Here is an 11,725-nt window from a genome sequence, read left to right on the forward strand (position 1 = left end):
GCCTTCAGGCCTTCTTGGCCTTGGCGCGCAGGGCGTTGATGTCGAGCCGCGAGGCGGCGGCCAGGTCGACGTTCTCGGCCTCCTGCTCCCACGGGTCGACCGGACGCTCGTAGTCGGGGTCGGCGAAACCCTCCGAGGGGTCGAACGGGTTGTGCAGCTTGAGTGGGCTGCCGTCGGCGAGCTGGATCATGGAGTCCTGGCTCATCGCCTCGTCCGGCAGTGTGGAGAGCACATCCCTCACGTAGCCACCCGCTGCCTCGAGCAGGGGCACCTCACGGTTCTGGTGCTGCCCCTCGTACCACCGGTAGTCGAGCACCTCATGGAAGATCTGGGCGTTGTCGCGCTTGCCCTTGAGGTCGTGCGGAACCTGGTCGAGCACCGGCTCGAACACCTGGGTGAGCCACTGGTGGGCGACGACGGCCTCGTCCATGTGCTTCTGTCCGGTGCGGGCACGGTAGGTGTCGAGGTCGTTCAGCAGGCGCCGGGCCTGGTTCTCCTCGGTGTCGAGCCCCGTCAGTCGCAGCAGCCGACGTGAGTGGTGGCCGGCGTCGACGACCTTGGGCTGGATGCTGATCCGGTCACCCGAGGCGGAGGTGTTGATGGCCAGTTCGGCGACGTCGAACCCGAGCGCGTTCAGCCGGCGCACCCGACCCTCGACACGGTCGATCTCCGAGCCGGGGAACTCCTCGACGTCGGTCAGCTCGGCCCACAGTTCGCGGTAACGGGTCTCGATGGTGTCGACCAGGGCGAGCGGGTCGAGGGACTCCGACAGCAGTCCGCCGGCCTCCAGGTCGCAGAACTCTCCGAAGATGTTGGTGCGAGCGATTTGCAGGTCGTGTTCCCGCTGACCCTTGGTGAGCACCTCGTGCAGTTCGCCGGTCTCGGCGTCGACCAGATGGGCCGCGAACTCCTCGGCGTCGCGACGGAAGAGCACGTTCGACAGCGAGATGTCGCCCCACAGGAAGCCCAGCAGGTGCAGCCGCGCGATCAGCACCACCAGCGCGTCGATCAGCCGGATGACGGTGTCATGGCGCACCCCGGAGTGGAACAGCGAGCGGTAGGGGAGCGCGAAGGTGAGGTGTCGGGTGATCAGCACGGGGTCGAGTGCCTGACCCTCGGAGTCGACTCGTCCGGTGACCACGCCGACCGGTTCGACGCCGGGGGCTCCCAACCGCTTCAGGTCGTGCAGCAGCCGGTACTCGTGGATGGCGAGGTGCTCGATCACCTCCTTGGCGGCGTAGACCGAGTCACCCACCTTGATGAACCGGACGACGTGCCGCGAAATGCCTCGTGGCAGCGCCACCAGTCGCTCGACCGGCCACTCCGCGAGGGGGGTGCCCCACGGCAGCGGCACGAGTCGCGTGTCGGGACGAGCGGAGAGGAATCGAGGCACGTCGTCCATTCTGGCATCCACGGCCAGTGGGACGCTCAGATCTGGTCGAGGGCGTGACGCAGGTCGGCGAGCAGGTCGGCCACCGGTTCGATGCCAACGCTCAGGCGCAGCAACCCCGGGGTGATCCCGGCGGCAGCCTGCACCTCCGGGGGCATCGCCGCGTGCGTCATGGACGAGGGGTGGGCCACGAGCGACTCGACCCCGCCGAGCGATTCGGCCAGGTCGAAGCAGTGCAGGTTGCGCACCACGGTCGAGGCGGCGTCTCGTCCAGCGTGCAGGTCGAGGCTGACCAGCGACCCGAAACCCGACTGCTGGCGCACCGCGACCTCATGGCCGGGGTGTTCAACCTGACTGGGGTGGTGCACGGCGCTGACGGCCGGGTGCTGGCGCAGCAGGTCGACCACCGCCAGGGCGTTCTGCTCGTGCACCCGCTGCCGCACCTCGAGGGTGCGCAGTCCGCGCAGGGTGAGCCAGGCGTCGAACGAGCTGCCCGTGACCCCGAGGGTGTTCGCCCAGGCCGACAGGTCGTCGTGCAGGGCCACGTCGCGGGACACCAGGGCGCCCGCGATCACGTCGGAGTGGCCGTTGATGAACTTGGTCGCGGAGTGCATCACCAGGTCGGCGCCGAGGTCGAGGGGCTGCTGCAGCAAGGGGGAGCAGAAGGTGTTGTCGACCAGCACCGTGGCGCCGGCCGCGTGCCCGAGGTCGGCCAGGGCGCGGACGTCGCTGATCCGCAGCAAGGGGTTGGAGGGGGTCTCGACCCAGAGCAGGTCGACCGGCCGCTGCAGCGCGGCGCCGGCCAGGTCGAGGTCGGTCAGGTCGACGAAGTCCACCGTGAGCCGTGACTGGTCACTGAACCGTTCGAGCAGTCGCCAGGTGCCGCCGTAGAGATCGTGGGTGGCCACCACTCGTCCGCCCGTGGGGACGAGCGCGAGCACTGCCAGCGAGGCCGCCGACATGCCCGACGAGGTGAACACGCAACCGGCACCCCCCTCGAGCGTGGCCAGCGCCTCGGCGACCAGTGACCGCGTCGGGTTGTTGGTGCGGCCGTAGTCGTAGTCGCCCCCCGGCTGGCCGAGGTCGTCGAAGGAGTAGTTGGTCGACGGGTACCACGGGGGCACGATCGCGCGCTGACCGGTATCGGTGCCCAGACCGTGACGCAGTCCGCGGGTGAGCCGTGAGATCGCAGGTGGTTCGCTCATGGGACGAGGGTAGTGCCGCAGCCTGCGGCCGACCCCTGGTGGCCACGGTGGGGGCGGAGCTGGGCGTCAGCGGGACGCCGCGCCCGGGGGACGCAGCGGGGTGACGCAGCGGGGAAGCGAGGCGGTCGCGGAGCGAGTGACGGCGGGACCGGAGGCATCTGTGGCACCGTGGGTGAACCATGAGTGATGACCTGCTGCTGCGCCCCTGGACGCATGCCGACGCGCCCGCCCTGCTGCGGCTGTACCGGAGCACCCCCGATCTCGGGCCGCAGTCGCCCGACCTGACCGACCTTGCCGCTGCGCGTGACTGGATCTCGTGGACCCAGCTGCCGGGCAACGCCATCTTCGCCCTGACCGAGCGTGGCGTGGCCATCGGATCGGTGGGTCTGAGTGCGATCGACCAGCACCACTCCACGGGTTGGTTCCACTACTGGATGGGCCAACCAGGGCGCGGGCGGGGGCTGATGTGCCGGGCGGCGGCAACGGTCGCCACCTGGGCCCTGAGCCCGATGGCAGGCCCGGGACCGAGCCCGCACGCAGACCCGGACCAGGCGCCCGGTCTCGGGCTCCACCGACTTGAACTCGGCCATCGGGTCAACAACCCCGCCTCGGGTCGGGTCGCCCGCGCGGCCGGGTTCGTGCAGGAGGGACTGCAGCGGGACAAGCTCACCCACGGCGACCAGCGCTTCGACGTGGTGGCGATGGCCAGATTGGTCACCGATCCCCGGCCGTCGCTGACGCCCATCCGCCTGCAGACCTGAGGGGCCCTGACGCGAGCCGACCGCTGGCCGGTGACGGTGAGCCGGGTCACCAACGGACGAGGGCCCCGTCGCCTGCAGTTGCAGGGGACGGGGCCCTCGTCCGACGTGGTCCTCGTGCGAGGAGCACGGATCAGGAGTGACGGTGCTCCGAGATGCGGTCCTGGGTCTCGTTCGAGAACACGTGCACGTGCTCCGGGTCGACGGTCAGGCGGACCTTGGCGCCACGCTGCGGTGGGCGACGGCTCGAGATGCGGGCCACGATCTGCTGGGCGGTGATCTTCTGGTCCTCCGACAGGCCAGACAGGGTGCCGTAGAGGTAGGCGTCGGCACCGAGTTCCTCGACCACCACCACGTCGACGCCGATGCCGTCCTGGCCCTCATCGGCCAGGTTGAAGACCTCGGGACGGATGCCAACGGTCAGCGACTTCTCGCCCTTGGCCCGCTCGAGGGTCTCGCGCGAGACGGGAACGACGTAGTCGCCGATCTTGATACCGCCCTCGGTGGGAGAACCTTCCATCAGGTTCATGGCGGGCGAACCGATGAAGCCGGCCACGAACAGGTTGCGCGGGGTGTCGTAGAGGGCCAGCGGGGTGTCGACCTGCTGCAGCACGCCGTCCTTCATCACCGCGACGCGGTCACCCATCGTCATGGCCTCGACCTGGTCGTGGGTCACGTAGACGGTGGTGACGCCCAAGCGGCTCTGCAGGGCGGCGATCTGGGTACGGGTCTGCACGCGCAGCTTGGCGTCGAGGTTCGACAGCGGCTCGTCCATCAGGAAGACCTGCGGGTTGCGGACGATGGCACGACCCATGGCGACGCGCTGACGCTGACCACCCGAGAGCGCCTTCGGCTTGCGGTTGAGAAGTTCCTCCAGGCCCAGCAGCTTGGCGGCCTCGAGCACGCGGGTCTGACGCTCCGCCTTGTTGACGTTCTGCATCTTCAGCGCGAAGCCCATGTTGTCGGCCACGCTCATGTGCGGGTACAGCGCGTAGTTCTGGAAGACCATGGCGATGTCGCGGTCCTTCGGGGGAAGGTCGGTGACGTCGCGGTCACCGATGAAGATGCCGCCAGCGTTCACCTCTTCCAGACCGGCGAGCATGCGCAGGGAGGTGGACTTGCCACAGCCCGAGGGGCCGACGAGCACCATGAACTCGCCGTCACCGACCTCGAGGCTCAACTTGTCGACGGCGGCCCGCTCGGCCCCGGGGTAGACGCGCGTGGCGTCCTTGAAACTCACAGTTGCCATTTCTGACAATCCTTTCCACGGGCAGGTACGTGCCCGACGATCCGTAGTGGAATCACGGCACCCCGGTGGGGCGCTTGAGTTGTGGACCCCTTCCCCGCAACGGAGCGGGCTGGTGTCTGGGATGGAGTCTGCCACAGCAGGGTTCGCATGGGCAGGGTGGTTGCCCATTGGGTCAAATCGAGACCTCGGCGTGACCTTTCACGCTCAGCCGACCCGGCAAGGGTGTCAGCACTCGACGATGTTGACCGCGAGCCCGCCCCTGGCGGTCTCCTTGTACTTGGTCTTCATGTCCTGACCGGTCTGCATCATCGTCTTGATGACCTGGTCGAGGCTGACCACCTGGTTGCCGTCGCCGGCGAGGGCCAACCGTGAGGCCGTCACCGCCTTGATGGCGCCGACGGCGTTGCGTTCGATGCAGGGGATCTGCACCAGCCCGCCGACCGGGTCGCAGGTGAGTCCCAGGTGGTGCTCCAGCCCGATCTCGGCGGCGTTGCACACCTGCTGGGTCGTCCCACCGCGTACTTGGGTGAGCCCGGCGGCGGCCATCGAGCAGGCCACACCCACCTCACCCTGGCACCCCACCTCGGCGCCCGAGATGGAGGCCGTCTGTTGGTAGATCGAGCCGATGGCACCGGCGGTCAGCAGGAAGTCCAGGACGGCCTGCTCGTCATCGCGCAGGAAATGGTGCACGTAGCTGAGCACCGAGGGGATGATGCCGGCGGCACCGTTGGTGGGCGCCGTCACCACCCGCCCGCCCGCAGCGTTCTCCTCGTTGACCGCCAGCGCCCACAGGGTGAGCCAGTCCATGCCGGCCAGTGGGTCCGGCCTCTGGCCGGGAAGCCCCGACTGGGCCTCCAGGTCGCGAAGCATCTTCGCCGCCCGGCGCCGCACCTTGAGCCCCCCCGGCAACACCCCGGTGGTCGAGGTGCCGTGGTCGATGCACTCGGTCATCACCCGCCAGATCTCGAGCAGGCCCGCGCGCACCTCATCGGCGGCGGTGGCGGGATCGGGGCGACGGGACAGTTCGTTGGCCCACATCAGTTCGGGGATCGAGAGCCGATGGTCCCGGCAGACCGCCAGCAGGTCGGTGCCGCTGCGGAACGGATGGGGCACCACGGTGGGGTCGGGTGCCAGCCGCAACCCACCCTCGGGGGCACCCTCGAGCACGAACCCACCCCCGATGGAGAAATACGTTCGGCGTGCCACCACCTCCTCACCCGCCCAGGCGGTGAAGACCATGCCGTTGGGGTGGCCGGGGAGGGCGCGATTCCGCCACATCACCAGGTCGTCGTCGTCGAAGCGGAGGTCTCGTCCGCCGCCTTCGAGGGCGCCTCCCAGTCGTAGCGATCGGTGCTCCTTGATGGCGGCCACCCGCTGGGCGGTGCTCGAGGTGTCGACCGACTCGGGCCGCTCGCCCTCCAGGCCCAGCAGCACGGCCGCCTCGGAGCCGTGTCCGTGGCCGGTGGCACCCAGCGAGCCGAACAGCTCGGCCTTCACCCGGGTGACGGCGGGCAAGGCGGAAGACCCGGCCACCACTTCGGCGAACGAGCGGGCCGCGCGCATCGGTCCGACCGTGTGCGACGAACTCGGCCCGATGCCGATCTTGAACATGTCGAAGACGCTGACCACCACGATCGCCAGTCTGCCCGAGAACCCGCCCCTACATGGCATCGCGCAGGGCCGGTGCTCTGTCCGCCCCCTGAGATGACAGGCCGGGAACCGGTGTGGTGGTGTGGTCACCACCGCGAGACCGGCAACCGCCGGGCGTGAAGACCGCAAAGGGGAGAACGTTGAAGGCGCTCGTCAAGACTCAGGCCGCACCAGGACTCGAGTTGGTCGAGATGCCCATGCCCCGGGTCGGGCCCAACGACGTGCTTGTCAAGGTGCGCCGCACGGGCATCTGCGGCACCGACCTGCACATCGAGTCGTGGGACGGCTGGGCCCAGGCGAACATCCGCACCCCTCTCGTCGTGGGCCACGAGTTCTGCGGTGACATCGTCGAACTGGGGTCAGCGGTCACCGATCTCGAGGTGGGCGAGTTCGTCTCGGCCGAGGGTCACTTCGTCTGCGGACGCTGCCGGGCGTGCCTGGCGGGCAAGCGCCACCTGTGCATCAACACCCGTGGCATCGGGGTGCAGATCGACGGTGCGTTTGCCGAGTTCATCGCCATCCCCGCCGGGAACATCTGGGTGCACCGGTACCCGGTCGACCCCGACGTGGCTGCCATCTTCGACCCCTTCGGCAATGCCGTGCACACGGCCCTGCAGTTCAACCCCCTGGGCGAGGACGTCCTGGTCTCGGGAGCTGGTCCGATCGGAATCATGGCGGCCCTGGTGGCCAAGCACGCCGGGGCCCGGCACGTGGTCATCACTGACCTCTCGGACGAGCGGCTCGAGCTCGCGAAGGGACTGGGCATCGACACCACCATCAACGTCGGCCGCGAGCGGGTCACCGACGTCTGGGACTCGATCAACCTGCGTGAGGGGTTCGACATCGGTCTCGAGATGTCCGGGGCCGGTCCTGCGCTGACCGAGATGATCGCCAACATGACCCATGGTGGCCGCATCGCGATGCTCGGCATCCCCTCGAAGGAGATCTCGATCGACTTCTCGAAGCTCGTCTTCTCGATGCTCACCCTGCAGGGTGTCTACGGCCGCGAGATCTTCGAGACCTGGTACTCGATGGCCGTCCTGTTGCAGTCGGGCCTGGACATCTCCGGGGTCATCACCGACCGCTTCAGCCACCGCGAGCACGAGGCAGCCTTCGCGGCAGCGCGCTCGGGCGGTTCGGGCAAGATCGTCATGAACTGGGAGGACTGACCATGCACGCGCCAGCCGAGCGTCTGCTCGCCGATCTCGAAGCCCAGCTCACGCAGCTGCGCACCGACGGTCTCTACAAGGATGAGGCCCCGCTGACCACCCCGCAGTCGGCCCACATCGGGGTCGGTGCCAGCCCGGCCGGGCCCGGGGGGCAGGCGATCAACCTCTGCGCCAACAACTACCTGGGCCTGGCCGACTCGTCCGTGCTGATCGACGCCGCGAAGTCGGCGCTGGACCGGTGGGGATTCGGGATGGCCTCGGTGCGCTTCATCTGCGGTACCCAGACCCAGCACTCGGAGTTGGAGCGCGCGATCGCGAGGTTCGTCTACGGGCCCGGGCACGCCGACCATGCCGGGGGACGCGACACCATCCTCTACTCGAGTTGTTTCGATGCCAACGGCGGACTGTTCGAGGTGCTCTGCGGAGCTCAGGACGCGATCATCTCCGACGAGCTCAACCACGCCTCGATCATCGACGGTGTCCGACTGTCGAAGGCCGCCAGGTACCGCTACCGCAACCGCGACATGGCCGACCTCGAGGCCCAACTGGTCGCGGCGAAGGATGCCCGCTACCGGCTGATCGCCACCGACGGGGTGTTCTCGATGGACGGGTACGTGGCCCCCCTTGACGAGATCTGCGCCCTCGCCGACGCCCATGACGCGCTCGTGATGGTGGACGACTCACACGCCGTCGGTTTCGTGGGGCCGACCGGTGCCGGCACCCCCGAGAAGTTCGGGGTGCAGGACCGCGTCGACATCGTCACCGGCACCCTCGGCAAGGCACTCGGTGGGGCGTCGGGCGGCTACACCACTGCCCGCGCCGGGATCGTCGAGATGCTGCGACAGCGGTCTCGTCCGTATCTCTTCTCGAACTCACTGGCGCCCGCCATCACGGCCGCTTCACTGGCCGTGCTGGAACTGCTCGGCACCTCGTCGGGGCTGCTCGACCGGTTGAACGAGAACACGGCCTGGTTCCGTGCCGAGATGACCAGTCGCGGGTTCGAGATCCCGAGCTCCGACCACGCCATCGTCCCGGTGATGATCGGTGACGCGGTGAAGGCCGCCCGGATGGCCGACCTGATCCTGGCCGAAGGGGTCTATGTGCGAGCGTTCAGCTATCCGGTCGTGCCCCAGGGCAAGGCGAGGATCCGCACCCAGATGTCGGCGGGGCACACCCGTGATGACCTGGAGCGGGCGGTGGCAGCCTTCGAGCTGGCGCGCGAGCGGGTCGGCTGAGGCTCTCCGCCCCGGCTGCTGCGGGGGCAGCGCCGCTACAGTGGAGACGACCTCGTAGCCCAGTCGAAGGTGGATGACCCCCGATGGAGTCCCACAGTCCGGAGCCTCCCAGTCCGGATTCACCCAGGCCGGATCCAGCCAGTCCGGAGCCTGTCGGTCCTGAGCCTCCCTCAGGGAGGGCCGGCAGTCCCGGGCGTCGTGGGCCCGGCGGCACCCGCGTGGGGTGCCCATGACCGCCTGGATCCTGCTCGGGCTGTCAGCGGTGCTGGTCGTGCTCTGTGGTCTCTTCGTCGCGGCCGAGTTCTCGCTGGTGACCGTCGACCGTTCGGGGGTCGAGCGCGCGGCCAACGCCGGTGACGCCGGCGCCGGCTCGGTCCTCACGGCCCTGCGCTCGCTGTCGACGCAGCTCTCCGGCGCCCAGGTCGGGATCACCCTCACCAACCTCGCCATCGGTTTCCTGGCCGAACCGGCCATCGCGGTGATCGTCGGCCCTTGGCTGCTCGGCTGGGGCGTGCCCGCAGCAGCCACCCACCCGACCGCGATCGTCGTGGCGATGGTGCTCAGCACGGCCGGCACCATGATCTTCGGTGAACTGGTACCCAAGAACCTGGCCATCGCGCGTCCCCTCGCCACGGCGAAGGCGACGGTCGGCCCACAGCGGATCTTCACCTCGGTCATGCGAGGCCCGATCAACCTGCTCAACGGCTCGGCCAACTGGGTCGTCCGCAGGTTGGGCATCGAGCCCCAGGAGGAACTGCGCTCAGCCCGCACCAGTGCCGAACTGGCCTCGCTCATCCACCACTCGGCCCACGAGGGCACCCTCGACGAGGACACCGCCGACCTGATGGAGCGATCGGTCGAGTTCGGCAGCCGAACGGCGGGCGAGATCATGACCCCTCGGGTGCGGGTGCGCTGGTTGGCCAGCACCGCCCCGGCCGCCGAGGTGATCGACCTGGCCCGACAGAGCGGCCACAGCCGATTCCCCGTGGTCGACGAGGCCGAGGAGGTGGTCGGCACCGTGCACGTCAAGCATGCCGTGGTGCTCCCCGTGGCCGATCGCAGCTCGGTCACCGTGGACCGGGTGATGGCCCCGCCCATCCTCGTGCCGGACTCATTGAGACTCGATCCGCTGCTCGAACTGTTGCGGCGCGACGGCTTCCAGATGGCCGTGGTGCTGGACGAGTACGGCGGCCACGCCGGCATCGTGACCCTCGAGGACGTCGTCGAGGAGATCGTGGGCGACATCGCCGACGAGCACGACCGGATCGGTGCTCGGGGGAATCGCCGCCCCGATGGCAGTTGGTCGTTGTCGGGGCTGCTGCGCCCGGACGAGGTCGACGACCTCACCGGGGTGGCCCTGCCCGAACACGACGAGTACGACACGGTGGCCGGCCTGGTGCTCCGCCGACTCGGACGAGTGCCTGCGGCGGGGGACTCCGTCGAGGTGGTGCTGGCGGCCCGGCTCGACGACCACGGTGCCGAACTGCCCCGCACGGTGGCCACCCTGCGGGTCGATCGAATGGAGGGCAACCGGATCGACCGGGTCACTCTCTCCACCCGTGGGGCGACCGGGGAGGACCGTGATGAATGAGTGGGTGGCGTTGGGGGTGGCCGTGGTGCTGCTCGCGTTGAATGCCTTCTTCGTCGGCGCCGAGTTCGCCCTGATCTCGGCCCGGCGCACCCAGATCGAGCCCCTGGCGTTGACCGGGTCGGTGCGCGCCCGGGCGACGCTGCGCGCCATGGAGAACATCTCGGTGGTGATGGCGGGTGCGCAGCTGGGCATCACCATCTGCTCGCTCGGGCTGGGTGCCGTGGCGGAACCCGCGCTCGCCCAGCTGCTGGAACCGGTCTTCCATGCTGTCGGGGTGCCGGGTGAACTCGTCCACCCGGTCTCGTTCGTGCTCGCGCTGATGGTGGTCGTCTACCTGCACGTGGTGCTGGGTGAGATGGTGCCGAAGAACATCGCCATCGCCGGTCCCGACCGCGCGGCGCTGGCGCTGGCCCTGCCCATGGTGGGGATCGTCACGGTGCTCCGTCCCCTGATCGTCGTGGTGAACGCATGTGCGAACGTGGTGCTTCGAGCGCTCAGGATCGAGCCCAAGGACGAGGTGTCGTCCGCGTTCACCCGGGAAGAGGTGGCAGGTCTGGTCGAGGAGTCCCGCGGTGAGGGACTGCTCGCCGACAACGAGTACGACCGACTCTCGGGTGCCCTCGGCTTCACCGAGCAGACCGTGGCGACGGTGTTGCTGCCGGTGGCCCAGTTGGCGACCGTCCACCGTGGTTGCACCCTCGACGAGGTCGAGGCGCTGTGCGCCGAGACCGGGTTCAGTCGGTTTCCCGTGCGTGACAACGGCGAGTTGGTGGGTTACCTGCACATCAAGGACGTGCTCGAGGTCGACCCGGAACGGCGCGGGAGGGTCGTGGACGACAAGTGGATCCGCCCCTTCGCCGCGGTGAGGCCCACCGACGTGCTGCACGACGCGCTGGCGACCCTCCAGCGCAAGCGTGCCCATGTGGCTCGGGTGGTGGATGCCGAGGGGACGACGTTGGGGCTGGCCACCATGGAGGACGTGCTCGAGGAACTGGTCGGTGAGATCCGGGACGCTGCCCACACCGCGGAGGGCCCGACCGAGAGGTAGGGGAGCGTGGCGGGTACGCTCAGGCGCCGCGCGGACAGCATTGCCCAGCGCGACAGGTCACCACTAGATGTTGTGGGTGACATCATCGCCATTCACTGTATATGGTGTGCTTGTTGCTGGTTCGCCTTCCCGTGAAGGAGAGGCGAGGCAAGAGGGAATCCGGTGTGACACCGGGACTGCCCCGCAGCGGTGAGTGGGAACGACCGCCGTCACCAAGCACTGGGAGCCTGCTCCTGGGAAGCGACGGCCAGTAGGACCGGCCACGTCGTCCGTCGACTGGCCCTGCCCGCGAGTCCGAAGACCTGCCAGCAGCGGCCCCGCGCCGCGGGGTCGTGGTCCCGGCTCCGTGGGAGGGCCTGCCATCGTCCGTCCCCGTGTGGGACCGGACGGTCCGTGCACCCTGCCCGCCGTGACCCGTCAGTCACGTACC

General features: G+C 69.0%; 9 protein-coding genes and 1 riboswitch. Of the genes, 5 read left to right on the forward strand and 4 right to left on the reverse strand.

The features are described 5' to 3' along the window. Positions 1–4: 4 nt before the first annotated feature. Positions 5–1,414 carry a DUF4032 domain-containing protein gene (locus H507_RS0103880; RefSeq protein ID WP_425393302.1) on the reverse strand — a complete coding sequence of 470 codons (1,410 nt, stop codon included), beginning with the start codon at positions 1,412–1,414 and terminating at the stop codon, positions 5–7. Positions 1,415–1,428: 14 nt separating this feature from the next. After that, positions 1,429–2,595, reverse strand: a complete 1,167-nt coding sequence (locus tag H507_RS0103885; protein WP_022909414.1) for a trans-sulfuration enzyme family protein — start codon at positions 2,593–2,595, stop codon at positions 1,429–1,431. A gap of 179 nt (positions 2,596–2,774) precedes the next feature. On the opposite strand from H507_RS0103885, the gene H507_RS0103890 reads away from it, so the two are divergent. Further along, positions 2,775–3,356, forward strand: a complete 582-nt coding sequence (locus H507_RS0103890) for a GNAT family N-acetyltransferase (RefSeq protein ID WP_022909415.1) — start codon at positions 2,775–2,777, stop codon at positions 3,354–3,356. A gap of 130 nt (positions 3,357–3,486) precedes the next feature. Here the strand turns inward: H507_RS0103890 and H507_RS0103895 are convergent, their stop codons facing one another. Continuing rightward, complete coding sequence (locus H507_RS0103895; protein ID WP_022909416.1) at positions 3,487–4,602, reverse strand: ABC transporter ATP-binding protein; 1,116 nt, start codon at positions 4,600–4,602, stop codon at positions 3,487–3,489. A 225-nt stretch (positions 4,603–4,827) separates the two neighbouring features. Continuing rightward, positions 4,828–6,273: an L-serine ammonia-lyase gene (locus H507_RS0103900; protein WP_084707615.1), complete on the reverse strand. Its 1,446-nt coding sequence runs from the start codon at positions 6,271–6,273 to the stop codon at positions 4,828–4,830. A 119-nt stretch (positions 6,274–6,392) separates the two neighbouring features. On the opposite strand from H507_RS0103900, the gene tdh reads away from it, so the two are divergent. The 4 genes from tdh (at position 6,393) to H507_RS0103920 (ending at position 11,295) form a co-directional block, all read left to right on the forward strand. After that, on the forward strand, positions 6,393–7,421 hold the full coding sequence (gene tdh, locus H507_RS0103905) for an L-threonine 3-dehydrogenase (protein ID WP_022909418.1): 1,029 nt from the start codon (positions 6,393–6,395) through the stop codon (positions 7,419–7,421). A 2-nt stretch (positions 7,422–7,423) separates the two neighbouring features. Continuing rightward, on the forward strand, positions 7,424–8,656 hold the full coding sequence (locus tag H507_RS0103910; protein WP_022909419.1) for a glycine C-acetyltransferase: 1,233 nt from the start codon (positions 7,424–7,426) through the stop codon (positions 8,654–8,656). Between the two features lie 229 nt (positions 8,657–8,885). After that, the gene (locus tag H507_RS14580) at positions 8,886–10,247 is read left to right on the forward strand and encodes a hemolysin family protein (RefSeq protein WP_022909420.1); all 1,362 of its coding nucleotides are present in this window, start codon (positions 8,886–8,888) and stop codon (positions 10,245–10,247) included. After that, on the forward strand, positions 10,240–11,295 hold the full coding sequence (locus tag H507_RS0103920; RefSeq protein WP_022909421.1) for a hemolysin family protein: 1,056 nt from the start codon (positions 10,240–10,242) through the stop codon (positions 11,293–11,295). Before H507_RS14580 ends, H507_RS0103920 begins: the two co-directional genes overlap by 8 nt. Before the next feature lie 100 nt (positions 11,296–11,395). Next, a riboswitch (cobalamin riboswitch) is annotated at positions 11,396–11,619 on the forward strand. Positions 11,620–11,725 lie beyond the last annotated feature (106 nt).

Source organism: Aestuariimicrobium kwangyangense DSM 21549, from assembly GCF_000421525.1.
Lineage (GTDB): Bacteria > Actinomycetota > Actinomycetes > Propionibacteriales > Propionibacteriaceae > Aestuariimicrobium > Aestuariimicrobium kwangyangense.